Annotated in this window: 20 protein-coding genes and 1 pseudogene; 17 read left to right on the plus strand and 4 right to left on the minus strand. The window is 73.0% G+C overall.

Annotated elements, in window-relative coordinates:
- The first annotated feature begins 171 nt into the window (after positions 1–171).
- Genes ACGRHY_RS13445 through ACGRHY_RS13455 form a run of 3 tightly spaced genes read left to right on the plus strand, consistent with a single transcriptional unit; the run spans position 172 to position 3,862 of the window.
- Complete coding sequence (locus tag ACGRHY_RS13445; RefSeq protein ID WP_394635578.1) at positions 172–1,350, plus strand: thiamine pyrophosphate-dependent dehydrogenase E1 component subunit alpha; 1,179 nt, start codon at positions 172–174, stop codon at positions 1,348–1,350.
- Positions 1,347–2,462, plus strand: a complete 1,116-nt coding sequence (locus ACGRHY_RS13450; RefSeq protein ID WP_394635579.1) for an alpha-ketoacid dehydrogenase subunit beta — start codon at positions 1,347–1,349, stop codon at positions 2,460–2,462. Before ACGRHY_RS13445 ends, ACGRHY_RS13450 begins: the two co-directional genes overlap by 4 nt.
- Entirely contained in the window at positions 2,462–3,862 is a 1,401-nt protein-coding gene (locus tag ACGRHY_RS13455; RefSeq protein WP_394635580.1) for a dihydrolipoamide acetyltransferase family protein, read from the plus strand. The genes ACGRHY_RS13450 and ACGRHY_RS13455 overlap by 1 nt, the downstream gene beginning before the upstream one ends.
- Here ACGRHY_RS13455 and ACGRHY_RS13460 read toward each other — a convergent pair.
- On the minus strand, positions 3,759–4,169 hold the full coding sequence (locus ACGRHY_RS13460) for a zinc ribbon domain-containing protein (RefSeq protein WP_394635581.1): 411 nt from the start codon (positions 4,167–4,169) through the stop codon (positions 3,759–3,761). The two genes, ACGRHY_RS13455 and ACGRHY_RS13460, sit on opposite strands and share 104 nt — an antisense overlap.
- 161 nt (positions 4,170–4,330) lie before the next feature.
- Positions 4,331–5,014 (minus strand): annotated as a pseudogene (locus ACGRHY_RS13465) (RNA-guided endonuclease InsQ/TnpB family protein); the annotation flags it as partial.
- A gap of 115 nt (positions 5,015–5,129) precedes the next feature.
- Here ACGRHY_RS13465 and istA point away from each other — a divergent pair.
- From istA to ACGRHY_RS13510, 9 genes are all read left to right on the plus strand, one after another.
- Complete coding sequence (gene istA / locus ACGRHY_RS13470) at positions 5,130–6,767, plus strand: IS21 family transposase (RefSeq protein ID WP_394635582.1); 1,638 nt, start codon at positions 5,130–5,132, stop codon at positions 6,765–6,767.
- Entirely contained in the window at positions 6,764–7,588 is an 825-nt protein-coding gene (gene istB, locus ACGRHY_RS13475; RefSeq protein WP_394635583.1) for an IS21-like element helper ATPase IstB, read from the plus strand. Before istA ends, istB begins: the two co-directional genes overlap by 4 nt.
- A 216-nt stretch (positions 7,589–7,804) precedes the next feature.
- Positions 7,805–8,335 carry a GNAT family N-acetyltransferase gene (locus ACGRHY_RS13480; protein WP_394635584.1) on the plus strand — a complete coding sequence of 177 codons (531 nt, stop codon included), beginning with the start codon at positions 7,805–7,807 and terminating at the stop codon, positions 8,333–8,335.
- Positions 8,336–9,270: 935 nt separating this feature from the next.
- On the plus strand, positions 9,271–10,206 hold the full coding sequence (locus tag ACGRHY_RS13485; RefSeq protein WP_394635585.1) for an NTP transferase domain-containing protein: 936 nt from the start codon (positions 9,271–9,273) through the stop codon (positions 10,204–10,206).
- A complete protein-coding gene (locus tag ACGRHY_RS13490; protein ID WP_394635586.1) occupies positions 10,203–11,705 on the plus strand; it encodes a molybdopterin molybdotransferase MoeA in 1,503 nt (500 codons plus the stop codon). Before ACGRHY_RS13485 ends, ACGRHY_RS13490 begins: the two co-directional genes overlap by 4 nt.
- 4 nt (positions 11,706–11,709) lie before the next feature.
- Entirely contained in the window at positions 11,710–12,771 is a 1,062-nt protein-coding gene (locus ACGRHY_RS13495) for a potassium channel family protein (RefSeq protein WP_394635587.1), read from the plus strand.
- A gap of 9 nt (positions 12,772–12,780) precedes the next feature.
- Positions 12,781–13,770, plus strand: coding sequence for an NAD(P)H-quinone oxidoreductase (locus ACGRHY_RS13500; RefSeq protein WP_394635588.1), 990 nt, complete (start codon positions 12,781–12,783; stop codon positions 13,768–13,770).
- Between the two features lie 136 nt (positions 13,771–13,906).
- Positions 13,907–14,557, plus strand: a complete 651-nt coding sequence (locus ACGRHY_RS13505; RefSeq protein ID WP_394635589.1) for a hypothetical protein — start codon at positions 13,907–13,909, stop codon at positions 14,555–14,557.
- Between the two features lie 102 nt (positions 14,558–14,659).
- The gene (locus tag ACGRHY_RS13510; RefSeq protein WP_394635590.1) at positions 14,660–15,229 is read left to right on the plus strand and encodes a bacterial proteasome activator family protein; all 570 of its coding nucleotides are present in this window, start codon (positions 14,660–14,662) and stop codon (positions 15,227–15,229) included.
- A gap of 102 nt (positions 15,230–15,331) precedes the next feature.
- Here ACGRHY_RS13510 and ACGRHY_RS13515 read toward each other — a convergent pair whose 3' ends face one another.
- The gene (locus tag ACGRHY_RS13515; protein ID WP_394635591.1) at positions 15,332–17,062 is read right to left on the minus strand and encodes a protein kinase domain-containing protein; all 1,731 of its coding nucleotides are present in this window, start codon (positions 17,060–17,062) and stop codon (positions 15,332–15,334) included.
- Between the two features lie 439 nt (positions 17,063–17,501).
- Between ACGRHY_RS13515 and ACGRHY_RS13520 the strand changes: the two genes are divergently transcribed.
- The 5 genes from ACGRHY_RS13520 (at position 17,502) to ACGRHY_RS13540 (ending at position 24,488) form a co-directional block, all read left to right on the plus strand.
- Positions 17,502–19,247, plus strand: a complete 1,746-nt coding sequence (locus ACGRHY_RS13520) for a protein kinase domain-containing protein (protein ID WP_394635592.1) — start codon at positions 17,502–17,504, stop codon at positions 19,245–19,247.
- Between the two features lie 104 nt (positions 19,248–19,351).
- Entirely contained in the window at positions 19,352–20,380 is a 1,029-nt protein-coding gene (locus ACGRHY_RS13525; RefSeq protein WP_394635593.1) for a phosphotransferase, read from the plus strand.
- Positions 20,381–20,821: 441 nt separating this feature from the next.
- A complete protein-coding gene (gene pdhA / locus ACGRHY_RS13530; RefSeq protein WP_394635594.1) occupies positions 20,822–21,991 on the plus strand; it encodes a pyruvate dehydrogenase (acetyl-transferring) E1 component subunit alpha in 1,170 nt (389 codons plus the stop codon).
- 1 nt (position 21,992) lies between these two features.
- Positions 21,993–22,973 (plus strand): alpha-ketoacid dehydrogenase subunit beta, encoded by a 981-nt coding sequence (locus tag ACGRHY_RS13535; RefSeq protein ID WP_394635595.1) that lies wholly within the window; start codon positions 21,993–21,995, stop codon positions 22,971–22,973.
- 27 nt (positions 22,974–23,000) lie between these two features.
- Complete coding sequence (locus ACGRHY_RS13540) at positions 23,001–24,488, plus strand: dihydrolipoamide acetyltransferase family protein (protein ID WP_394635596.1); 1,488 nt, start codon at positions 23,001–23,003, stop codon at positions 24,486–24,488.
- On the opposite strand, the gene ACGRHY_RS13545 is transcribed toward ACGRHY_RS13540, so the two are convergent.
- Complete coding sequence (locus ACGRHY_RS13545) at positions 24,475–24,984, minus strand: MazG-like family protein (RefSeq protein WP_394635597.1); 510 nt, start codon at positions 24,982–24,984, stop codon at positions 24,475–24,477. The two genes, ACGRHY_RS13540 and ACGRHY_RS13545, sit on opposite strands and share 14 nt — an antisense overlap.
- Positions 24,985–25,018 lie beyond the last annotated feature (34 nt).

The following is a 25,018-nucleotide window of genomic DNA, read 5'->3' on the forward strand; positions in this document are numbered from 1 at the left end:
CCTCCCCTCCATGGACGTCCTGCCGACATCCCACGCCGCGCAGAACCGTTTGTCCACAGGGCGGTGCCACCCGTAGCCAAAATGAGCCGACGACCGAACAATCGGTAGGGGGCCCGCCGGACCCAGCGCGGCCCCCTGCCCGCAGATGCCCCCCCCACCAGGAGGTGCCGCATGACAGTCCTGGAGCAGCCAGGCGCATACCGCCCCGCGCCGCCGCCCGCCTGGCAGCCGCGCACGGACCCCGTGCCGCTGTTGCCGGACTCCGAGCCGTACCGGCTGCTGGGCACCGGCGCCGACCTCGACCCCGGCCTGCTCAGGACGCTCTACGCGCACCTGGTGAGGGGCCGCCGCTACAACCGGCAGGCCACCGCGCTCACCAAGCAGGGCAGGCTCGCCGTCTACCCCTCCTCCACCGGGCAGGAGGCGTGTGAGGTGGCCGCGGCCCTGGTCCTCCGGGAGCGGGACTGGCTCTTCCCCAGCTACCGCGACACCCTCGCCGCCGTCGCCCGCGGCATGGACCCGGCCGAGGCGCTGGGGCTGCTGCGCGGCGACTGGCACACCGGCTACGACCCGCACCGGCACCGCGTCGCCCCGCTGTCCACCCCGCTGGCCACCCATCTGCCGCACGCCGTCGGGCTCGCCCACGCCGCCCGGCTCAAGGGCGACGACGTGGTGGCGCTGGCCATGGTCGGCGACGGCGGCACCAGCGAGGGCGACTTCCACGAGGCGCTGAACTTCGCCGCCGTCTGGCGCACCCCGACGGTCTTCCTCGTGCAGAACAACGGCTTCGCGATCTCCGTCCCCCTGGCCAAGCAGACCGCCGCGCCCTCGCTGGCCCACAAGGCCGTGGGCTACGGCGTCCCCGGCCGGCTGGTGGACGGCAACGACGCCGCGGCCGTCCACCGGGTCCTGACCGAGGCCGTCGAGCGCGCCCGGCGAGGCGAGGGGCCCACCCTCGTGGAGGCCGTGACCTACCGGATCGACGCCCACACCAACGCCGACGACGCCACCCGCTACCGCGGCGACGACGAGGTCGGCGTATGGCTCGAACACGACCCCGTGGCGCTGCTGGAGCGCGAGCTGACCGAGCGCGGCCTGTTCGAGGACGCGACACGCGACGGGGCGCACGAGGAGGCCGAGGAGATGGCCGCGCGGCTGCGCGAGGCGATGAACGAGGACCCTGTGCTCGATCCGATGGATCTCTTCGACCACGTCTACGCGGAGAAGACCGCGCAGCTCGGGGAGCAGGCCGCGCAACTGCGCGCCGAGCTGGACGCGGAGAACGACGGACAGGCCGGGCACGGCGGGACCACCGGGCACGGCGGGACCACGGCGGGAGGCGAGCGATGACGACCGCGACCACGGGCAAGAGTGCGGGCAGGGCGGACCAAGAGGCCCGGGGCGGGGCCGGGGCCGACCGCAGGCCCGCCACCATGGCCCAGGCCCTCAACCGCGCGATGCGCGACGCCATGGCCGAGGATCCGTCCGTGCACGTGCTCGGTGAGGACGTCGGCACGCTCGGCGGCGTCTTCCGCGTCACCGACGGCCTGACCGCGGAGTTCGGCGAGGACCGCTGTACCGACACCCCGCTGGCCGAGGCCGGCATCCTGGGCACGGCCGTCGGCATGGCGATGTACGGGCTGCGGCCTGTGGTGGAGATGCAGTTCGACGCCTTCGCCTACCCGGCCTTCGAGCAGCTCCTCAGCCATGTCGCCAAGATGCGCAACCGCACGCGCGGCGCGATGCCGCTGCCCATCACCGTCCGGGTGCCCTACGGCGGCGGGATCGGCGGTGTGGAGCACCACAGCGACTCCTCCGAGGCGTACTACATGGCCACCCCCGGCCTGCACGTGGTGACCCCGGCGACGGTGGCCGACGCCTACGGGATGCTGCGGGCCGCCATCGCCTCCGACGACCCCGTGATCTTCCTGGAGCCCAAGCGGCTGTACTGGTCGAAGGCCGACTGGTCGCCACAGGAGCCGGAGGCCGTCGAGCCCATCGGCCGCGCCCGGGTCCGCCGCACGGGGACGTCCGCCACGCTGGTCACCTACGGCCCGTCGGTGCCCGTCTGCCTGGAGGCGGCCGAGGCCGCCCACGAGGAGGGCTGGGAGCTGGAGGTCGTCGACCTGCGCTCCCTGGTGCCCTTCGACGACGAGACGGTCTGCGCGTCGGTGCGGCGCACCGGGCGGGCCGTGGTCGTCCACGAGTCGTCCGGTTTCGGCGGCCCCGGCGGCGAGATCGCCGCCCGGATCTCCGAGCGCTGCTTCCACCACCTGGAGGCGCCCGTGCTGCGGGTGGCCGGATTCGACATCCCCTACCCGCCGCCGATGCTGGAGCGCCACCACCTGCCCGGAGTTGACCGGGTCCTGGACGCCGTCGCCCGGCTCCAGTGGGAGTCGGAGTGGACCGAGCGGCCCGAGGCGTTCGGCGGGGCGAGCACGCGCGAGAGGGGTGGCCGCTGATGGCCGAGGTCCGCGAGTTCGCCCTGCCCGACCTGGGTGAGGGGCTCACAGAGGCCGAGATCGTCCGCTGGCTGGTGTCCGTCGGCGATGTCGTCGCCGTCGACCAGCCGGTGGTGGAGGTCGAGACGGCCAAGGCGATGGTCGAGGTGCCGTGCCCGTACGGCGGTGTGGTCACCGCCCGGTTCGGAGAGGAAGGGGCCGAGATCCCCGTCGGCGCGCCGCTGGTGACGGTGGCCGTCGGGGCCTCCGCCGCCACGGCGGGTGAGCCGGCCGGCGTCCCCGCCGAGGCGTCGGCCGGAGCGCCGGCCGACGCCTCGGAGAAGTCCGGGAACGTACTGGTGGGATACGGCACGGGCGCGCCCGCCGCCCGCCGCAGGCGGGTCCGCCCGGCCAACGGCGTGCCCGTCCCGGTCCCCGCCGCCGCGCCCGCCCCTGCGGCTCCGGATCCGGATCCGGAGCTGTCCGCGCCCGTGGCGGCCGGCCCGCCCGCCGCGCCCGTGGAGATCCGCCCCGCCGACGGACCCGTACCGGTGATCTCGCCGCTGGTGCGGCGGCTCGCGCGGGAGCACGGGATCGACCTGCGGCAGGTCGTCGGCTCCGGCCCGCGGGGGCTGATCCTGCGCGCCGACGTCGAGCGCGCGGTGGCGGAGGCCCAGGCCGCACCCGCACCCGCGCCCGTCCCCGCATCCGCACCCGTCGGCGGCACCGCCGCGCACGGCGAGCGGATCCCGCTGCGCGGGCTGCGCGGTACGGTCGCCGACAAGCTCTCCACCTCCCGGCGTGAGATCCCCGACGCCACCTGCTGGGTGGACGCCGACGCCACCGAACTGCTCGCCGCCCGGCGGGCGATGAACGCCGCGGGGCCGAAGGTCTCCCTGCTCGCCCTCCTCGCCCGGATCTGCACGGCCGCCCTCGCCCGGTTCCCCGAGCTGAACGCGACGGTGGACACGGCCGCGCGCGAGATCGTCCGGCTGCCCGAAGTCCACCTGGGCTTCGCCGCGCAGACCGACCGCGGGCTCGTGGTCCCCGTCGTACGCGACGCCCACACCCGCAACGCGGCCGGACTGTCCGAGGAGATCGCCCGGCTGACCGAGTCCGCCCGCGCGGGGAGGCTGACGCCCGCCGAGCTGACCGGCGGCACCTTCACCCTCAACAACTACGGCGTGTTCGGGGTGGACGGTTCCACTCCGATCATCAACCACCCCGAGGCGGCGATGCTCGGAGTCGGCCGCATCACCCCCAAGCCTTGGGTGCACGAGGGCGAACTGGCGGTGCGCCGGGTCGTACAGCTCTCCTTCACCTTCGACCACCGGGTGTGCGACGGCGGTACGGCGGGCGGCTTCCTGCGGTACGTGGCGGACTGCGTCGAGCACCCGGCGGTACTGCTGCGCACCCTTTGACATCCGCGTCGCCTGTGGCCGCGGTGTCGGGTGGGTTCCCGCCTCTCCGCGCTGCGCCGGGACGAAACGCCCGTCCTGCCTGCGCTCCACGGGCCGGCACGGCCGGTCCGGCCGCCCTGGCGACGTCGACCGCCGCGTTGACCTCCCGGTCCAGGACGGCTCCGCACGCCCTGCACGTCCACACCCGGACGTGCAGGGGCCCGGGGCCGTCCTGGGCGCCGCAGGCCGAGCACACCCGGCCGGTCGGCCCGCAGCGGCCGGCCTTGAGGAAGGTGCGCCCGGAGCGGGCGGCCCTGTACTCCAGCATGTTCCACGGACGCCGACCATCCGGCGTCGTGCACGGACCTGGCCAGGCGGGTGCGGGCGAGTCCCTGCACGCACAGGTCCTGCACCGCGACTGCCTGGTTCTCGTGGACGATCCCGGTGGAGAGGCGGACGGGGCACTCCCGTGCCGAAGGCCATGGGGGTGAGGAACTCGCGGCGCGCGTCGGCGACCTTCGCGTGTGCCCGTGCGACGCGGCCCCGGGCCTCGTCCCGGTTCCTGCTGTTCTGCTGTTCGCGGGACAGGGCCCGCCGTGCCTTCCTCGGGCGTTTCTCGGCCCGGCGCAGAAACCGCGGGGAGTCGATCTTCGTGTCGTCGGAGAGGACGGCGAAGTGGGTCGGCCCGAGACCGATTCCCAGCTCGGGCGCGACCCCGGGCGTCGTCTCCGGCAACAGTTCCCCGGGTCCGGTCTCCACCACGAGGGCCGCGGAGTACCGGCCCGCGCTGTCCCGGACCACCGTCACCGCGGACGGGGCGGACGGGGCGGACGGCAGGGAGCGGGACCAGCGCACCGGAATGTCGCCGATCTTCGGCAGGCGCAGTTTGCGCCCCGGGGTGATCGGCCAGTGGGCGTTGGCGGTGAAGCGGACGGCCTGCCGGGCGTCCTTGCGGGGCTTGTACCGGGGCGCGCCCGCGCGGGGGCGCCTGCCCGCCGGCCCGTCGAAGAAGTTCCGGTACGCGGTGTCCGGGTCGCGCAGTGACTGCTGCAGTACGAGGGCGGAGCCCCCGGTGTTTGTGACAGGTTTCGTTGGCCCCACTCCGGCACTCTGGTCTGGCCCCAGTTGATCGGCATTTGATTTGGCCCCATCTGTGAAGCTCTGAGGCGACATGCCCTCGTCCGAGTGAATGGTCTGGGCTGTCTGCCCGATCCCGACAGGGTGTGTCCGTCGTTCACGGTCATGTCGGAGGCCGTGCTGTGGGTCATGGCCGTGTCGGGAGGCCGGGTTGCGTGTTTCGCGTGTCGAGCTGTTCGAACAGATCCGTCGGGATGTCCGTCTCGATCCGTCGATCTCGCAGCGGGCCCTGGCGGCGAAGTACGGCGTTCACCGCCGAACCGTCCGGCAGGCCATGGCCTCCGCGATCCCGCCGCCGCGCAAGTCCGGCCAACGGCAGTTCCGCATCCTGGACCCGGCCACCGGGTGGATCGACGCGATGCTCCGCGCCGACCAGAAGGCCCCGAGGAAGCAGAAGCACACCATCGAGCGGATCCAGAAGCGTCTGGCCGAGGAGCACGACTTCGACCTGGCGTCGTATTCCACTCTGCGCAACTACGTCCGCAAACGGCGACCGGAGATCGTGGCAGAGGACCGTGAGGGCCGCCAGCATCTGGAGGGGATGGTGCCCCAAGCACACCTGCCCGGCGAGGAAGCCGAGGTCGACTTCGCGGACGTGTGGGTGCGAGTGGCCGGCGAGGTGGTCAAGTGCCACCTGTTCACGCTGCGGCTGTCGCATTCGGGCAAGGCCGTCCACCGGGTGTTCGCCTCACAGGCCCAGGAGTCGTTCCTGGAAGGCCATGCGGAAGCATTCCGGGTGCTGGGCGGTGTCCCGACCAAGCACATCCGCTACGACAACCTCAAGCCCGCGGTCCGGCAGGTCTGCACCGGCCGCAACCGGGTGGAATCAGAGCGGTGGACCACCTTCCGTTCGCACTACGGGTTCGATGCCTTCTACTGCATTCCCGGTGAGGAAGGCGCCCACGAGAAGGGCGGGGTCGAACAGGAAGGCGGACGCTTCCGCCGGGCCCACCTGGTCCCGGTCCCCGACGTCCCGTCGCTGGAGGAGCTGAACTCCCGCATCGCCACGATCGACGAGGCGGAGGACGAGCGGATCCTGCGCGGGAAGCTGACCTCGATCGGCTTCAACTTCCGCATCGAGGCCGAAGAACTGGCCCCGCTGCCGACCGAGGACTTCGAGTGCGGCATCACACTGACGCCGAAGGTTGACCGGACCAGCCGGATCACTGTCCGCCAGTCCCACTACTCGGTGCCCGCCCGCTTCATCGGAGAACGCGTACGCGTTCTGCTGCGGGGCAACGAACTGCTGGTCTTCGAGCGCCGGAACATCGTCGCCCGGCATCCGCGGCTGACCAAACGCTACGGATACCGCGACGTGCTGGACCACTACCTGGAGATCCTCCTGGTCAAACCGGGTGCCATGGCCGGGTCGACCGCGCTGGCCGCCGCACGGACCGAGGGCTCCTTCACGGCCATCCATGAGGCGTACTGGGCCGCGGCCCTGAAGGCGCACGGGGACGCGGCCGGCACCCGGGCCCTGATCGAGGTCCTGCTGCTGCACCGACGGATGCCCGCCGAGGCGGTCCAGGCCGGAATGTCGGCCGCGATCAAGGCCGGGTCGATCAGCCCGGATGTGGTGGCCATCGAGGCCCGCAAGGCCGAGTCCGCCGCCCGCGACCCAGAGCCGGAGGACGACGAGAACGATCCTCCGCCCTGGGCGGACATCCCCGGCGGGCAGCTGCTGACGCTGCCCGCCCGCCGACCCGAACTGCCCGAGGACAACCGCCCCCCGCCGTCGGTGGACGTCTATGACCAGCTCCTGACCCGCCTTCCGAAAGGTTCCGCATGAACGACAGCACCGCCCTCTTCGACGTCGGTGAGCGAGTCCCTGGGCCTCGCAAGGACGCCGCCGCCGCTGGCGCCGTCGAGACCGTGATCGACGAAGCCTGCCGGGCCCTTCACCTGCCCACGATTCGCTCACGCTGGGAGGAGATCGCGGGCACGGCGCTGAAAGAGCGGGCCAGCTACAAGGACTTCCTGGCCGACCTGCTGGAAGCCGAGTGTCTCCAGCGCGAGGAGCGGAAGAAGACCAGGCTGGTCAGGGAGGCGAACTTCCCCCGCCCCAAGCGGCTGGAGGATTTCGAGTTCGAGAAGAACCCGAACGTCACCCCCGAGCAGGTCAGCACCCTGGCCGACCCGGCCTGGGTGAAGGCCGGCCTGCCGCTCTGCCTGATCGGGGACTCCGGCACCGGCAAGTCGCACCTGCTGATCGGCATCGGGACCGCGATCGCCGAGGCCGGGATGCGGGTCCGCTACACGACCACGGCGAACCTGGTCAACGACCTTGCCGAAGCGGCGGACGAGAAGAAGCTCGGCCGCACCCTCGCCCGCTACGGACGCGTTGACCTGCTCTGTCTGGACGAGTTCGGCTACCTCGACCTGGACAAGGCCGGGGCGAAGCTACTGTTCCAGGTGTTCACCGAACGCGAGGAACGACGCGCGATCGCCATCGCCTCGAACGCCCCGTTCTCGGAGTGGAAGCAGACGTTCACCGATCCCCGGCTCTGCGCGGCGATCGTGGACCGGGTGACCTTCAACGCGCACATCGTCGAGACCGGCACCGACAGCTTCCGCTTCAAGAAGACCCAGGAGAAACACCGAAAGTCCTGAAAAGGTGTCTGAGCCCCGCATCACAAGTTGCGCGGGGCTTCAGTCCCGCCGCACGACGCCACCGCGAGCGTCTCGCGCTGGGCAGCGTGATGCAGCAACCCATCCCCCACAACCTTCGTACTGATCAGGTGCGGGTTACCGAATCAGCCAAAGACCACCCGCCACTCCCATGATCACCCGAACGAGCGATCGGCTTCAGGGCAGAATGACGGGCCCATGGACATGCATCCCCTCCGGCTCACCGCTCACGGCCTGTTGCTCCGGGAATGGACAAGCGACGACCTCGCCGTCCTGCAAGAACTGTTCGACGACCCCGACGTCGCCTACCGGACCCCCTTGCAGTCGCCGTTCGACCAGGCCGCCGCACGGCGCTACTTGCACAGCGCGCACCAGGCACGACGCGGACACGAACGCATCCACCTGGCCATCACGACCGACGGGCAACAGGCCATGGGAGAAGTCCTACTCAACCTGACCACTGGTGGCATCGGCTATATCGTGGGCGCCGCCCACCGAGGCCAGCACCTCGCAGCGCGAGCACTTCGAACCATGACCGAGTACGCGCACCACACCGCGGGCCTGACCCGGGTGATCCTCGAGATCGAGCCCGACAACCACCCCAGCATCGCCGTCGCCCGATCCGCAGGCTTCTGCCTCACCGACGCCAAACCCGAGACAGTCACCGACAAGGGACGGACCTACGACTTGCTCACCTGGGAACATCCGGCTCCGGCTTCCCGAGGTTAAAAACAAGCTGATCCGACCCACTTCAAGAACCGAGGCCGGCGCCCCGTGCGGGGCGCCGGCCTCGGCCCGGTTAGGCACGAGCCGTTCTCCGTCGGTCGTGCCGATGCCCGTCCTCGTCGTCCACCACAGATCGGAGAATCCGTCGGTCCCGGATCGAACACGGGTCGAGATCCTCTGGTCCGGCGGGCTGTCGGGGCCCGTCGTCCAGTCCGGATCCGATGTGCTTCACGCTACCGCTCCGCCCCCTCCCCACGACCAGGGAACCCACTCGTTCGGGGTGGGGCCAAATCAACTTGCCGGAGCGAGGTTGACGCACCCCACGCGACCGGTCAGGGCCAGCGAGTGGGGCCAACTTCAATGCCGGAGTGGGGCCAATTGAAGTTGCCACAAACACCCCGGACAGCCAGGCCCGTCCCGGGGTGCGCCTGGCCTCGGTGACCGGTGCCCTGGACAGCTCCCCGGCCGTCGGCAACGGCAGCCCGGCGGCCCGGCGGCGCGGCAGAGGCGGAACCGGTACCGAAGCCGCACGCCGCCCACGCCGCCCGGCACCCCCACCCGTCTTGACCAGAACTTGTGTGCGAGCCGTCACCGCCGCCGCCTCTCCCAGGGCAGGCCGAAGAACCGGGCAGAAATTTCCCCGGCCCCGCCCGCCGCTGCGGGCGGGTGCACCGCCTGTGCTCCGGTCCGCACCCCGCCGGGGTGGTGGGGCGCCGCCCGGCACTGTCACGCAGTGCATCGAGTGCCCCGACCGCCCGCTCCGGCCCGGACCGAGGCGAACCGTGCGGATCCGTGCCCACCGCCGAGGCCGGAGCGGGCCAAGGGTTCGCCTCACCACCGGGTCCGGAGCCCGGCGCACCGCGAACAGACCCGACAGCGACCGCCCCGGTCCGGAAGCCCCCCGTCCGGGCCGGGGCGGCGGGGGCCACACTCGGGGCATGACCCATGTGTACGACGCCGTCGTCATCGCCGGCGGCGCCGCCCGCCGGCTCGGCGGGACGGACAAGCCCGCCCTCACCGTCGGGGGCCGGACGCTGCTCGACCGGGTGCTGGACGCCTGCGCGGACGCGGCGCGGACGGTGGTCGTCGGCCCGCGCAGGCCGACGGCCCGGCCGGTGGACTGGACGCGCGAGGACCCGCCCGGCGGCGGGCCGCTGGCGGCACTCGACGCCGGACTGCGCCGCACCGGGAGCGAGACGGTGCTGGTGCTCTCCGCCGACCTGCCGTTCCTGACGCCCGCCACCGTGCGGGCGCTGCTGGACGGTGTGGACGGCCTGCACGGCGGGGACACCGGTCCCGGCGTCTCCGCCGGCCCCGACGGGGCGATCGTGGACGACGGGCGTGCCCAGCCCCTCCTGGGCGCCTACCGAGCCGAGTCCCTCCGCCGCGAACTGGCGCTGATCGCCGCCGAGCACGGGCGGCCGGCGAACCTCCCCCTGCGGCTGCTCACCGACGAGCTCGTACTGCGCCGCATCGCCCCCGCCGGCCCCGGGGAGGCCCGCGACTGCGACACCTGGGAGGAACTCGCCTCGGCCCGCTCCCGCATCAGGGAGCATGGACGCGTGCTGAACGAATGGATGACCGCGGCCAAGGCCGAACTCGGTATCGACATCGACGTCGACACCGCCGCCCTCCTCGACCTCGCGCGGGACGCCGCGCACGGTGTGGCCCGGCCCGCCGCCCCGCTGACGACCTTCCTCGTCGGATACGCGGCGGCGCGTGCGGGCGGGAGTCCCGAGGACGTGGCCGAGGCCGCTCGCAAGGCCGCCGAACTGGCCCGGCGCTGGGCCGCCGAGGCCGCCGAGGCCGGCGGGGGCGGCGGGGGCGGCGGGGGCGGAGAGGCCCGCGGCGGAGAGGGAACGGACGCCGGATGAGCGGCGACGAGCTGGCCGACGCCCTCGCCCTGGCCGACGGCCGCGGTGACACGCACAAAGACACGCACGGCACGTCCCGCGGTGACGGCCGGTCAGGGGGACGGAGGTCCGGCCCGGCTCCCCGGGAGAGCGGCCCCCACGACCCCCACGACCCCCACGACCCCCACGACCCCCACGACCCCCACGACCCCCACGACCCCCACGACGGAGTACGGCACCGCGACTGGCCCGCCGCCCGTGCCGCCGCCGCCCGCGCCGGGGCCGGCCGGCGGTCCGAGCCCGCCGCCGTCCCCCTGGACGAGGCCCTCGGTCACCGTCTCGCCGCCCCCCTGACCGCGCTCACCGATCTGCCGGCGTTCGACACCTCGGCCATGGACGGCTGGGCCGTCGCCGGGCCCGGCCCGTGGGAGCCGCTCGGTCCCCGGGACGGCACGCGGGACGGCGGGGACGCCGCCTCCGGCACGTCCCCCTCCACAGCACACGGCACGTCCCGCGGCATCCTGGCCGGCGACGACTGCCCGGACCCGCTCCCGGACGGCCACGCCGTCCGCATCGCCACGGGTGCCCGCATCCCGCCCGGCACCACCGCCGTGCTGCGCTCCGAGTACGGCGAGGTCCGCGACCGGCGGCTGCGCGCGAACGGTGCCCCCCAGCACGGCGCGGACATCCGCCCGCGCGGCCAGGAGTGCCGGGCGGGCGACCGTCTGCTGCCCGGTGGTACGCCGGTCACCCCGGCCGTGCTGGGGCTGGCCGCCGCCGCGGGCTGGGACGAGCTGCCGGTCGTACGCCGTCCCCGCGCCGAAGTCCTGGTGCTGGGAGATGAGTTGCTGGCCTCCGGCGTTCCGTCCGGCGGCCGGGTCCGTGACGCGCTCGGCCCGATGGTCGGTCCCTGGCTGACGGCTCTGGGCGCCGGGGTCACCGCCACCCGCCGTCTCGGCGACGACGCCGGGGCGCTGTACGCCGCGCTGGAGGGGACCACCGCCGATCTCGTCGTCACCACCGGCGGGACGGCCTCCGGCCCCGTCGACCACGTCCACCCGGCCCTGCGCCGCCTGGGGGCGGAGCTGCTGGTCGACGGGGTGCGCGTACGCCCAGGCCACCCGATGCTGCTGGCGCGGCTGCCCTCGGGTGCGCATCTGGTCGGGCTGCCCGGCAACCCGCTGGCGGCCGTGTCCGGACTGCTCACCCTCGCCGAACCGCTGCTGCGTGCCGCCACCGGCGCCGGTCCGGCCGAAGCGCAGCCCGCCGGTGCGCACACCGGACCGCACACCGGAGACGACGCCCTGCCCGCCGCCGCCCTCCTCGGCGAGGTCCAGGGCCACCCCCGTGACACACGCCTGGTCCCGGTCGTGCAGGATGGCGGTGGCGTACGGCCGCTGCGGTTCAGCGGCCCCGCGATGCTCCGCGGCATCGCGGCGGCCACCGCTCTCGCGGTCGTGCCGCCCGGCGGTGCCGCCACCGGCGCCGGCGTACACCTACTGAGACTCCCGTGGGCGTGACGGCATGAACCACACCTCGCCCGAAGAGCTGCAGCACTTCGTGCAGTTGCCCGAGCCCGCGGCCGGGCCGCTGCGGCAGGTGCTGCGGCGGCTGCTGGCCGCGCTGGTCGTCCTGCTCGTGACGGTGTTCCTGGTCTACCTCGAGCGCGACGGCTACACCGACAACGCCGACGGCGAGGTCTCGCTGCTGGACTGCTTCTACTACACCACCGTCAGCCTCTCCACGACCGGCTACGGCGACATCGCCCCGGTCAGCGACAGCGCCCGGCTGGTCAACGTCCTGGTCATCACCCCGCTGCGCGTCCTGTTCCTGATCATCCTGATCGGCACCACCCTGGAGGTGCTGGCCGAACGGACCCGCCAGCAGTTCCGCCTGGCCCGCTGGAGGTCCTCCTTGCGCGACCACACCGTCATCATCGGCTTCGGCACGAAGGGGCGCTCCGCGGCCGAGACGCTCATCTCGACCGGGGTCCCCCGGGAGCGGATCGTGATAATCGACCCGAGCCGCAAGGTCGTCGAGGCGGCGAACGCCGACGGCTACACCGGGGTCGTCGGCGACGCGACCCGCAGCGACGTCCTGCTGAAGGCGGAGGTGCAGCGGGCGGCCCAGGTGGTCATCTCCACCCAGCGCGACGACACCGCGGTCCTGGTGACGCTCACCGCCCGTCAGCTCAACCGCAACCTGCGCATCGTCGCGGCGGTGCGCGAGGAGGAGAACGCGCCGCTGCTGCGGCAGTCCGGCGCGGACTCCGTGATCACCAGCGCCAGTGCCGCCGGACGACTGCTCGGCATGTCCATGCTTAGCCCGAGCGCGGGCGCGGTCATGGAGGACCTGATCCACCAGGGCACGGGCCTGAACCTCACCGAGCGCCCGGTCACCAAGGCCGAGGCCGGCCGCTCCCCGCGCGAGTGCAAGGACCTCGTGGTCTCCGTGGTGCGCGGCCACCGGGTGCTGGGCTACGACGACCCGGACGCGGCCGTCCTGGAGCTGACCGACCGCCTCGTCGTCATCCGCCGTGCCACCCCCTCCACCACCGTCATGCCCTCGGAGACCCCGCGGAGGTAGCGTCACCCCATGCACGCGATCACCATCACCGAACCCGGCGGCCCCGGCGTCCTCGCCTGGACGGAGGTGGACGACCCCGTGCCCGGCGACGGCGAGGTCCTGGTCGAGGTGGTGGCCGGCGCCGTCAACCGCGCCGACATCCTCCAGCGGCAGGGCTTCTACGACCCGCCTCCGGGCGCCTCGCCCCACCCCGGGCTGGAGTGCGCCGGCCGGATCGCCGAGCTGGGGCCGGGCGTGGGCGGCTGGAAGGCCGGCGACGAGGTGTGCGCGCTGCTCGCCGGCGGCGGTTACGCGGAGAAGGTCGCCGTGCCGCACGGCCAGCTCCTGCCGCTGCCCGACACCCCCGGCGGCCGGCTCGACCCGGTCGCCGCCGCCGCCCTCCCCGAGGTCGTGTGCACGGTCTGGTCGAACGTCTTCATGCAGGCGAAGCTGCGCCCGGGCGAGACCCTGCTGGTCCACGGCGGGGCCAGCGGCATCGGCACCATGGCGATCCAGCTCGCCAAGGCCGTCGGCGCGCGGGTGGCGGTCACGGCGGGCGGCCGGAAGAAGCTGGAGCGCTGCGCGGAGCTGGGCGCGGACGTCCTGATCGACTACCGCGAGCAGGACTTCGCCGAAGAGGTCCGGGCGGCCACCGGCGGACGCGGCGCGGACGTGATCCTCGACATCATCGGCGCCAAGTACCTGGAGCGGAACGTCAGGGCGCTCGCCCGCGGCGGCCGGATCGTCGTCATCGGCCTGCAGGGCGGCGTCAGGGGAGAGCTGAACCTGGGTGCGCTGCTCGCCAAGTGCGGTACGGTCTCGGCCACCTCGCTGCGCGGCCGCCCGCTGGAGGAGAAGGCGGAGATCGTCGCGGCGGTGCGCGAGCACGTCTGGCCGCTGATCGCAGCCGGGCGGGTCCGCCCCGTCGTGGATCGCACGGTGCCGATGAGTAATGCCTCCCGGGCTCACCGGGTACTCGAGGAGAGCGATCACGTGGGCAAGGTCGTTCTCACCGTCTGAGGCGCCGGACCGGGGCGCCGGACCGAGACACCGGACCGAGACACCGGACCGAGACACCGGACCGAGATGCCGGGGCCGCGCGTTCGTGTGACGCTTGTTACACCATTCGATGCCTGGTACGGGAGGGGGCGTAGCGGTGAGGGAAGCCGCGATCACCCTGCTGGCCTGCGCGATGGTGCTCGTCCCGGCACCCGTCGCCCTGGCCTCCCAGCAGTACGCGGCCGTGACGGCCGTTCCCGGTGGCGCGCGGGACGGGATGGAGCCCAGAGCGGAGGGCCCGGGCGAATCCTCGTCCTCCCCCACCGCCTCCCCGGACGACCCGGAGGAGAGCGGGGATCCGGACGAACCGCGGGAACCGGACTACCCGGAGGATACGGAGCGTCCCCCGCGGTTCACCCTGCCGCCGTGGCCGAGTGGCTCCTCACCCGGCCCGGACCCGTCGTCCACGCCCACATCCACGCCGGAACCCACCTCCGGCGAACCCTCCGGCGAACCGTCCGGTACGGCGCCCGGCGGGGACGGCGGCCCCACCGCCTCCGCCGAGCCGCCGGGCACGCCGCGGCAGACCCCGCAGGGCCGGGCCGAGCAGGTCGTCGACCGGCGGACCGGCGTCGGCGACCACTACGACGACTACGTGTACGACGACGGCCGAAGCGGCGAGGAGCCCGCCCGGAACCGTGCGACGCCCGCCACCGGCGGCCAGCTCCTCCCGGTGCTGCCGCTCGGCGCGGGGCTGACCTTCCTCGGCCTGGGCCTGGCCTCGTTCGCCCTGCGGCTGCGGCGCTGAGACGGGCGGTGCCGAGGCCGCGGCGCCGAGGCGGGCGCACCTCCGGCACCGCCCCGGGGGATCGCCCTCCGGCCGTACGGACGGACGTTGCAGAATGGGGGTATGACTCAGCCGATGAACGAACGCTCGCAGGAGAGCCAGCACGTCCTGGTCGTGGGGCCGGACGGAATGGCCCTCGGCAGCACCGCCGCTCCCAGGGGCGGGGACGGCGGCTCCGACGACGAGCGGCGCGAGATCCCCGTGACGGAGATGGTCGAGCAGCCCGCGAAGGTCATGCGGATCGGCAGCATGATCAAGCAGCTCCTGGAGGAGGTCAAGTCGGCCCCCCTGGACGAGGCCAGCCGTGCCCGGCTCAAGGAGATCCACGCCAGCTCGGTCAAGGAGCTGGAGGACGGCCTGGCGCCCGAGCTGATCGAGGAGCTGGAGCGGATCTCGCTGCCGTTCACCGACGACGCGGTGCCCACCGACGCCGAGCTGCGGATCGCCCAGGCCCAGCTCGTGGGCTGGCTGGAGGGGCTGTTCCACGGCATCCAGACGGCGCTCTTCGCCCAGCAGATGGCGGCCCGCGCCCAGCTGGAGCAGATGCGCCGCGCGCTTCCGCCGGGCGCGCTGCCCGACGAGGAGGGCGACGGGCGCGGCGGCCAGATCCGCTCCGGCGGCCCCTACCTCTGAGCAGCAGCCTCCGAGCCGTCACCTCCGAGCAGCCAGGACCCCGTACGCGCGAGGGGCCGGCACGCGATCCGCGTGCCGGCCCCTCGTTCACGTCCGCCGCGGTCAGCCCGCCGGGTTGCCGGTGGAGACGGTCAGCGTGATCTTGTCCTTCTTGGGGTCGAAGCCCTCGTAGGCGCTCGGGGACTGCTTGAGGACGGTGTTCTTCCCGTACAGGTTCTCGTCCTCGTACTCGACGTCCTCCAGGATCCAGCCCGCCTCGCGGACGCACTCCTTCACCGAGTCCAGGTGCTTGAACGTCAGGTCGGGCATGTTCGTCTTGCCCTTGTCGAAGAGGCTCTCCGACGCCTCCGTGCACTTGGCCGGGTCGATGGTCTTCGAGGTGTCCTCGTCCTTGAAGCCGCTGTCGTCGTCGCCGTCGTCACCGCCGTCGTCGGTGTCCGTGCCGACCCCGTCGCCGTCGGTCTCCTGGCCGCCCGTGCCGCCGCCGGAGTCGCCCCCGCCGGTGCCCGCGGGCTGCTCCGCCGTCCGGACGGGCCCCGGGGACTCGCCCGCCCGCGGGTCCTCCCCGCCGCCGCCGTTGAGCGTCACCGCGATGATCACGGCGGCGGCGACGATGATCGCCGCGACCGCCGATCCGACTATCACCCCGGTGTTCCTCCCGCCGCCCGAGGGCTGGGGCTGGGGCTGGGGCGAGACGGTGTACGGCGGCGGGGTCGGCGCGCCGCCCCGGGGGCCGTACGGGCCCGGCGCCGGTGTGGAGTACCCCTGCGGGACCGCCCCCGCTGCCCCGAAGCCGGCCGCCGGCGCGTAGTGCGGCCGGTACGGCTGCTGCACGCCCGGCGGCGGCGGGGTGTTCCGGGCGTCCACCGGCGGGAAGACCGACTGGGAGACGGCCGCGCCGCTGTTGGGGCCGGGGGCGCCGCCGGCGATCAGCGGGGTGGTGTTCGAGGCGACCACCGAGTTGCGGACGCGCTCGCACTCCCGGCGCATCGACTCGGCGGTCGGGAACCGCTCGTCGGGGTTCTTCCGCAGCGCCCGCGCGATCAGCGCGTCCACGGCCGGAGGCAGCGACCGGTTGATCGACGACGGTACGGGCGGCTCCTCCTGGACGTGCGCGTAGGCGATGGCCAGCGGCGAGTCCGCGTCGAAGGGAAGGCGTCCGGTGAGCAGCTCGAAGAGCATGATGCCCACCGAGTACAGGTCGGAGCGGGCGTCCACGCCGCGCCCCAGTGCCTGCTCGGGGGAGAGGTACTGCGGGGTGCCGACGACCATGCCCGTCTGCGTCATCGAGGTGACCCCGGACTGCATGGCGCGGGCGATGCCGAAGTCCATCACCTTGACCGTGCCGCGCTTGTTCAGCATGACGTTGCCCGGCTTGATGTCCCGGTGCACCAGGCCCATCTCGTGGCTGGCCTCCAGCGCGGCGAGCACCTCGGAGACGATCGTCAGCGCCTTGTCGCCCGGCATCGCCCCGAGCCGGGCCACGTCCTCGTCGAGGACGGTGCGCAGCGGCTTGCCCTCGACGTACTCCATGACGATGTAGGGCACCGTCGCGCCGTCGATCCCGTCCTCACCGGAGTCGAAGACCGAGACGATGTTGGTGTGCGCCAGCTTGGCGACCGCCTGCGCCTCGCGGCGGAAGCGCTCCCGGAAGGACTGCTCGCGGCCCAGCTCGGTGTGGAGGGTCTTGACCGCCACCTGCCGGTCGAGCACCGTGTCGTAGGCCAGGTGCACCGATGCCATGCCGCCCTGGCCCAGCAGATCGCGTAGCTGGTAGCGCCCGCCGCCGACCGTACGCCCCCTGTACGCGGCCTGCGCGCCGTCGTCGCTCATCTGACTGCTTCCCCCTCGGCGCCGCAGGACTGCCGTCTCGGGCCTGCGCGTGTACGGTTGCTCTGCCGGTGCCCGTGGTGCTGCCGGCCGGGCTTCGAAAACGCCGGGCGGGGCACCGGTCCAACCCTGGACTCCACCCGTGAACTTCCAGGCCAAGTCTGCCCCAGCGGCCGGACACGTCAAGGCGCTTGCCCGTTCCGTGACCCGATGCGCGCATACGCCTCACACGTGTTCGCGGGGGCGCCCGACATCGTAACTTGCCAGTTGGACGCCCGAGCGGGTTGGATGGTCCGTTGCTGCCCCCCAGCGCTCTCGGTACCACGTCCCACGCCGCTCTCTTCGTCTTCGCCGAGGGGCACGGCTCCCGGACCCTGTTAGCGTGCACGAGGAGCAGAGCGTACGGATCCGCGCTCGCGGACCTGATCTACGGCGAGGACTGATGGCACAGACACAAGCCGCCGGAGGGCCTTCGGAGCCCGACGAGACTGCTGGTGGGGTGTCCGATTCGCCCGAGTCGTGGGGTAGCGGCGGTGTGGTGGGCGACGGGCGCTACCGCCTCACGCGCCGGCTCGGCCGCGGCGGCATGGCGGAGGTGTTCGCAGCCGAGGACGTACGCCTGGGCCGCACCGTCGCCGTCAAGCTGCTGCGCGCGGACCTCGCCGAGGACCCGATCTCCAAGGCCCGCTTCACGCGCGAGGCGCAGTCCGTCGCCGGCCTCAACCACCACGCGGTGGTGGCCGTCTACGACTCCGGCGAGGACGTGGTCGGCGGCAACACCGTGCCGTACATCGTCATGGAGCTGGTCCAGGGCAGCACCATCCGCGACCTCCTCCTCAACGCCGACGCACCGCCGCCCGAGCAGGCGCTGATCATCATCTCCGGGGTGCTGGAGGCGCTCGCCTACAGCCACCAGCACGGCATCGTGCACCGCGACATCAAGCCCGCCAACGTCATCATCACCGACAACGGCGCGGTGAAGGTGATGGACTTCGGCATCGCCCGCGCCCTGCACGGCGCGTCCACCACCATGACCCAGACGGGCATGGTCATGGGCACTCCGCAGTACCTCTCCCCCGAACAGGCGCTCGGCAAGACGGTGGACGCCCGCTCCGACCTGTACGCCACGGGCTGCATGCTCTACGAGCTGCTCGCGCTGCGTCCGCCGTTCACCGGCGAGACCCCGCTGTCGGTGGTCTACCAGCACGTCCAGGACGAGCCGGTGCAACCCTCGCGGGTGAACGACTCGGTGCCGCCGGAGCTGGACGGCCTGGTGATGCGGGCGCTGGCCAAGGACCCGGACGACCGTTTCCAGACCGCCGAGGAGATGCGCGGCCTGGTGCAGTACGCGCTGCGCATGCTCCAGGAGCAGGGCGGCCACACCGGCGGCCTGTGGAACACCGGCGCGGTGGTCTCCACCGGCGCCACGCCCGCCATGGGCACCCCGGGCGCCTACCGGGGCGGCGACACCCCCGCCGCCACCCCCGCGGGCGGCTACCCCGACGACGCCGCGACCCGGGTCGGCCCGCCGCTGCTGATGGGCGCCCCCGGCGGCGGCCCGTACGACGGCGGCGGATACGACACGGGCGGCGGCTACGGCGACGGACGCCGGGGCGGCAGCGGCCTGAAGTACGGGCTGATCGCCTTCTTCTCCGTCCTCGCCATCGCCGCGGGCGTCTTCCTGGCCGTCAACGGCAACGGAGGCGGCAGCGATCAGAAGGCGCCGGAGAAGACCACCTCCACGCCATCCCAGGACGAGAGCTCGTCGGAGCCCTCGCCCGACGAGGAGGAGACCCAGGAGCCCGGCCAGGGCGACGACACCGAGCCCGGCGGCACGGGCGGCTGGCAGAACGGCGGCGGGAGCACCGGCTGGACCGGGGGCGGGGAGCCCAGCCCGGAGCCCTCGCCCAGCGGTGAGCCCAGCGAGCCCGACGGCGGCACCGACGAGGGCGCCACCGACGGCGGCACCGACGAGGGCACCACCGACGGCGGCACGGAGACCGGCGGCACGGAGACCGGCGGTACCACCGAGGGCGGCACGAGCGAAGGCGCGACCGAAGGCGGTACGGACACCGGCACCACCACCGGCACGACCGAGGGCGCCGGGGGCGCCCCGGGCGGCACCGGCGGCGACTCGGCCGCGGCCGGCGGCCCCGCCACGGGGTCCTCGGGCACGATCGGCAACTGATCCGGCCGGCAGCCCCGGCGGCTCGCGCCGCCCCCATACCACCTCCGCGCACCCGGCGCACAACGCGTCCGGACGGTAGCTCTCGGTGATCTACGATCCCCGGCGTGCAGTCTCCCCACCTCTCCCGTTTCACCCTCGCCACGCTGGTGCGGCGCTTCGGCGCCGGGGAGCCGGTCTCCTGCGAGCCGGTGGCCCAGGGGCTGCTGAACCGCGGCTACCGGCTGTCCACCACGCGGGGCCGGTTCTTCCTAAAGCACCACCTCGACGGCGATCCACGCGACCCGGCACGCATCGAGCACCAGCACCGCGTCACCGTCCGCCTCGGCGACCTCGGGATCCCGGTCGTGCCGGCGGTCGAGGACGTCTCCGGGCGGACCGTCGCGGTGGTGGAGGACCGCTGCTACGCCCTCCACCCGTGGGTGGACGGCCACCACCGCGACGGCGGCGAGCTCTCGCGCGGCCAGTCGCGCCGCCTGGGCGCGCTGCTGGGCCTGGTGCACGTACGGCTGGGCCAGGTCGCGCCCGTGCCCGACGCCGAGTGCGCGGCCGGGCCCAGCGCCGATCCGGAGGTGACCTTCGGCCTCATCGACGAGCTGCTGGCCCGGGTGCGCGACCGGGCCCGGCGCGACTGCTTCGACGAACTGGCCGACCACCGGCTGCGCGAGCGCCGTGCCCTGCTGGAGCGCCATGCCCACCGCCGCCCGCCCGCGGGGGCCGAGCCGGTCGCCGGATGGGTGCACGGCGACTTCCACCCCCTCAACCTGCTCTACCGGGACCGGGCCCCCTGGGAGCCCGTCGCGATCGTGGACTGGGACCGGCTCGCCGTCCAGCCGCGCGCCGAGGAGGCCGTACGGGCCGCCGTCATCTTCTTCCTGCGGCCCGGCGGCACCCTGGACCTGGCCAAGATCCGGGCCTACGCCCGCGCCTACCGCGCCGCCACCGGGGCCGGGGCGGACGAGATGGCCGCGGCCGTCCACCGGGTGTGGTGGGAGCGGCTCAACGACTTCTGGATGCTGCGCTGGCGCTACCAGCTGCGCGACCGCCGCACCGATCCGCAGTTCCCGGCGGCCTCCGCACTGGTGGTGTGGTGGACCGGCCGTTACGAGGCGGTGCGCGACGCCTTCTGCCTGTAGTTCTGCCCGTAGGCGGCGTATGCGCGGTACGCGGCTCCTGCGGGGCCGTGTGCCCCTTCACCCTCCGTGTCCGTCTCACATACCGATCACGCACCATCTCCGCGTCACTCCTCCACAGCTCTTCCCGTCACTTCGGTACCGGGATAACGTGCGTTTGTCCCAGGCGCTTGCGAGGCTGTGACCAGTGACGTTCCAGGCTTTTGCGATTTACTTGGAAATCCAAGCAGAATTGCAGGTCAGGGACCCTTCGCACATGTGCGGAGGTACTGGGTAACGTGCTGACAGCGGGCCGTCGAACGGGACACCTGTCACCGCTCGGTTCCGTCCGCGCCGCACCCACCCCGTGGGCCGTACGGATCCGGGCGAGCCTCTCCCTGCCACCGGCGGGGAACCCTCAGGCTTCCCGGCGACCCCGGGGGCCGGACAGACGGAGGAGCACAAGTGACCGTGGAGAGCACTGCCGCGCGCAGCAAGCCGCGCCGCAGCAGCGGAAAGCGCACCACGACGAGCGGGGCGAGGAAGCGCTCGCAGTCGGCCGCGCGCCCCGAGCTCGTACAACTGCTGACGCCGGAGGGCGAGCGGGTCGAGCACCCGGACTACTCGCTGGACCTGACCCCCGACGAGTTGCGCGGTCTGTACCGCGACATGGTCCTCACCCGCCGGTTCGACGCCGAGGCCACCGCGCTGCAGCGCCAGGGCGAGCTGGGCCTGTGGGCGTCGCTGCTGGGCCAGGAGGCCGCGCAGATCGGTTCGGGCCGGGCACTGCGGGACGACGACTACGTCTTCCCGACCTACCGCGAGCACGGCGTCGCCTGGTGCCGCGGGGTGGACCCGACCAACCTGCTGGGCATGTTCCGCGGCGTCAACAACGGCGGATGGGACCCCAACAGCAACAACTTCCACCTCTACACCATCGTCATCGGCTCGCAGGCGCTGCACGCCACGGGCTACGCGATGGGTGTGGCCAAGGACGGCGCGGACAGCGCGGTGATCGCCTACTTCGGCGACGGCGCTTCCAGCCAGGGCGACGTGGCCGAGGCGTTCACCTTCTCCGCGGTCTACAACGCGCCGGTGGTCTTCTTCTGCCAGAACAACCAGTGGGCGATCTCCGAGCCCACCGAGAAGCAGTCGCGCGTTCCGATCTACCAGCGCGCCGCGGGCTTCGGCTTCCCCGGCGTCCGGGTGGACGGCAACGACGTGCTGGCGGTGCTGGCCGTGACCCGGGCCGCCCTGGAGCGCGCCCGCGCCGGCGAGGGCCCGACCCTGGTCGAGGCGTTCACCTACCGGATGGGCGCCCACACCACCTCGGACGACCCCACCCGCTACCGCAAGGACGCCGAGCGCGAGGAGTGGGAGGCCAAGGACCCGATCCTGCGGCTGCGCTCCTACCTGGAGAAGGAGGGCCTGATCGACACCGACTGGCTCGCCGGGCTCGACCAGGAGAGCGACGCGCTGGCGCTGCGGGTGCGCGAGGCCATCCGGACCATGCCGGACCCGGACACCATGGCCATCTTCGAGAACGTCTACGCCGACGGGCACGCGCTGGTGGACGAGGAGCGCGCCCAGTTCGCCGAGTACCTGGCGTCCTTCGCCGACGAGGAGGGCCGCTGACATGGCCAGCACCAAGATGCCCATGGCCAAGGCGCTCAACGAGTCGCTGCGCAAGGCCCTGGAGAACGACCCCAAGGTCCTGATCATGGGTGAGGACGTCGGCAAGCTCGGCGGCGTCTTCCGCATCACCGACGGCCTGCAGAAGGACTTCGGCGAGGGGCGGGTCATCGACACCCCGCTGGCCGAGTCCGGCATCGTCGGCACCGCGATCGGGATGGCCCTGCGCGGCTACCGGCCGGTGGTGGAGATCCAGTTCGACGGGTTCGTCTTCCCCGCCTACGACCAGATCGTCACCCAGCTCGCGAAGATGCACGCCCGCGCGCTGGGCAAGGTCAAGCTGCCGGTCGTCGTCCGCATCCCCTACGGCGGCGGCATCGGCGCGGTGGAGCATCACAGTGAGTCGCCCGAGGCGCTGTTCGCGCACGTGGCGGGCCTGAAGTGCGTATCGCCGTCCAACGCCTCGGACGCGTACTGGATGATGCAGCAGGCGATCGCCTCCGACGACCCGGTGATCTTCTTCGAGCCCAAGCGCCGCTACTGGGACAAGGGCGAGGTCGACACCGAGGCCATCCCCGGTCCGCTGCACAGGGCGGCCGTCGCCCGTGAGGGCACCGACCTGACGCTGGCGGCCTACGGGCCGATGGTGAAGACCTGCCTTGAGGCCGCCGCGGCGGCCGAGGAGGAGGGCAGGTCGCTGGAGGTGCTGGACCTGCGGTCGATGTCCCCGGTCGACTTCGACGCGATCCAGGCGTCGGTGGAGAGGACCCGCCGCCTGGTGGTGGTCCACGAGGCGCCGGTCTTCCTGGGAACGGGCTCGGAGATCGCCGCCCGGATCACCGAACGGTGCTTCTACCACCTGGAGGCGCCGGTGCTGCGGGTGGGCGGGTTCCACTCGCCGTATCCGCCGGCCAGGCTGGAGGACGAGTACCTGCCGAACCTGGACCGGGTGCTCGATGCCGTCGACCGCGCGCTGGCGTACTGAGAGTAGGGGCTGAGGAGAGTCGTGACGATGACTGATACGGCTGCCGCCGGGGCCGCTGCCCAGCGCATCCGCGAGTTCAGGATGCCGGACGTGGGCGAGGGCCTGACCGAGGCCGAGATCCTCAAGTGGTACGTGGGGCCCGGTGACACGGTGACCGACGGCCAGGTGGTGTGCGAGGTGGAGACGGCCAAGGCGGCCGTCGAGCTGCCCATCCCGTACAACGGCGTGGTGCACGAGCTGCGCTTCGAAGAGGGCGTCACCGTGGACGTGGGCACCCCGATCATCACGGTGGACACCGACCCGTCGGCGGGACCGGCCGCTCCCGCCGAAGCGCCGGCCGCCGGGGAGGCCGAGCCCGCCCCGGCCGAGCCGGAGGCGGCGGAAGAGGAGGAGGGCGCCAAGCGCCAGCCGGTGCTGGTGGGCTACGGCGTCGGCACCGCCTCCACCAAGCGGCGTCCGCGCAAGCAGCAGGGCCACGTGCGGGACGCGCAGGCCGCCGTCCAGGCGGAGATGGACGCCACCACCACGCCTCCGGCCGTGGCGCCCACCACCGAGGAGTCCGTGAAGCCGGCGGCCGGCCGGCCGCTGGCCAAGCCGCCGGTGCGTAAGCTCGCCAAGGACCTGGGCGTGGACCTGGCCGTGATCGTGCCGACCGGTCCCAACGGGACCATCACCCGTGAGGACGTCCACGCCGCCGCGGCCCCGGCGCCCTCGCACGAGGCCGCCGCCGTGACCGGGACCGCTCCCGAGGCGGCCCCGGCTCCCTCCCCGGCCCGGGCCGAGGTCCCGGCCCCGGCGGTGTGGAGCACCGGCGAGCGCGAGCGCCGGGTGCCGATCAAGGGTGTGCGCAGGGCGACCGCGCAGGCGGTGTCCTCCAGCGCCTTCACCGCGCCGCACGTCACGGAGTTCATCACCGTCGACGTGACCCGCACGATGAAGCTGGTGCAGGAGCTCAAGCAGGACCCGGACATGGCCGGTCTGCGGGTCAACCCGCTGCTGCTGGTGGCCAGGGCGTTCCTGGTCGCCATCCGCCGCAACCCGGAGGTCAACGCCGCCTGGGACGAGGCCAGCCAGGAGATCGTCCACAAGGACTACGTGAACCTGGGCATCGCCGCGGCCACCCCGCGCGGTCTGATCGTGCCGAACATCAAGGACGCGCAGGCCAGGACCCTGCCGGAGCTGGCGCGGGCGCTGGGCGAGCTGGTCGCCACCGCCAGGGAGGGGAAGACCTCTCCGGCGGACATGCAGGGCGGCACGGCCACGATCACCAACGTCGGCGTCTTCGGCGTCGACACCGGCACCCCGATCCTCAACCCCGGGGAGTCGGCGATCCTGGCCTTCGGCGCGGTCAAGCTCCAGCCGTGGGTCCACAAGGGCAAGGTCAAGCCGCGCCAGGTCACCACCCTGGGGCTCTCCTTCGACCACCGCCTGGTCGACGGCGAGCTGGGCTCCAAGGTGCTGGCCGACATCGCGGCCGTCCTGGAACACCCCAAGCGCCTGATCACCTGGGCCTGACGGTCCGGCGGATGCCGAGGTGCTGACGGTCTGCGTGGACTACGTCGCCGGGCGCCTGTGAGCCGTACGGCGGCCCGTACTCGCCCAGCCGCCGGCCGCCGGGACCCTGTCGCGGTCCCGGCGGCCGGCGGCGCCGTTCTTTCCGCCGCCCCGCCCTCCGTTCCTCCGCGAGGTCCGGCCAGCGGGGCGCGTCCCGCGCGGCGACGCGCTCCAGGTTCTCGCGGAAGACCTTCTGCGCGTCCGGGGTGACGGTGCGCAGCGCGACCATCGCGGTGAGGGCCACGTCGCACAGTTCCTTCCGCACGTCGTCCCAGGTGTGGCCGTGCCCCTTGCGGGGGTTGGAGCCCATGGCACCGTGCACGGCCTCGGCGACCTCCCCGGCCTCCTCGCCGATCTTGAGGATGCGCAGCAGCCGGGCCGTCTCCGGCGAGGCGGTGCCGTGGTCGTCCAGCCGCTTCACGAGCCGGCCGATCGTCTCCCAGGTCTCGTCGTCCATGTGCGTCGTTCTACCGGATGCCGCCGTCGGCGCC

The organism is Streptomyces shinuiensis (genome assembly GCF_043660855.1).
Lineage (GTDB): Bacteria > Actinomycetota > Actinomycetes > Streptomycetales > Streptomycetaceae > Streptomyces.

Coding starts and splice junctions, on each gene's coding strand:
- ACGRHY_RS13445 (WP_394635578.1), top strand. CDS start 172: ATGACAGTCCTGGAGCAGCCAGGCGCATACCGCCCCGCGCCGCCGCCC.
- ACGRHY_RS13450 (WP_394635579.1), top strand. CDS start 1,347: ATGACGACCGCGACCACGGGCAAGAGTGCGGGCAGGGCGGACCAAGAG.
- ACGRHY_RS13455 (WP_394635580.1), top strand. CDS start 2,462: ATGGCCGAGGTCCGCGAGTTCGCCCTGCCCGACCTGGGTGAGGGGCTC.
- ACGRHY_RS13460 (WP_394635581.1), bottom strand. CDS start 4,169: ATGCTGGAGTACAGGGCCGCCCGCTCCGGGCGCACCTTCCTCAAGGCC.
- istB (WP_394635583.1), top strand. CDS start 6,764: ATGAACGACAGCACCGCCCTCTTCGACGTCGGTGAGCGAGTCCCTGGG.
- ACGRHY_RS13480 (WP_394635584.1), top strand. CDS start 7,805: ATGGACATGCATCCCCTCCGGCTCACCGCTCACGGCCTGTTGCTCCGG.
- ACGRHY_RS13485 (WP_394635585.1), top strand. CDS start 9,271: ATGACCCATGTGTACGACGCCGTCGTCATCGCCGGCGGCGCCGCCCGC.
- ACGRHY_RS13490 (WP_394635586.1), top strand. CDS start 10,203: ATGAGCGGCGACGAGCTGGCCGACGCCCTCGCCCTGGCCGACGGCCGC.
- ACGRHY_RS13495 (WP_394635587.1), top strand. CDS start 11,710: ATGAACCACACCTCGCCCGAAGAGCTGCAGCACTTCGTGCAGTTGCCC.
- ACGRHY_RS13500 (WP_394635588.1), top strand. CDS start 12,781: ATGCACGCGATCACCATCACCGAACCCGGCGGCCCCGGCGTCCTCGCC.
- ACGRHY_RS13510 (WP_394635590.1), top strand. CDS start 14,660: ATGACTCAGCCGATGAACGAACGCTCGCAGGAGAGCCAGCACGTCCTG.
- ACGRHY_RS13515 (WP_394635591.1), bottom strand. CDS start 17,062: ATGAGCGACGACGGCGCGCAGGCCGCGTACAGGGGGCGTACGGTCGGC.
- ACGRHY_RS13520 (WP_394635592.1), top strand. CDS start 17,502: ATGGCACAGACACAAGCCGCCGGAGGGCCTTCGGAGCCCGACGAGACT.
- ACGRHY_RS13535 (WP_394635595.1), top strand. CDS start 21,993: ATGGCCAGCACCAAGATGCCCATGGCCAAGGCGCTCAACGAGTCGCTG.
- ACGRHY_RS13540 (WP_394635596.1), top strand. CDS start 23,001: ATGACTGATACGGCTGCCGCCGGGGCCGCTGCCCAGCGCATCCGCGAG.
- ACGRHY_RS13545 (WP_394635597.1), bottom strand. CDS start 24,984: ATGGACGACGAGACCTGGGAGACGATCGGCCGGCTCGTGAAGCGGCTG.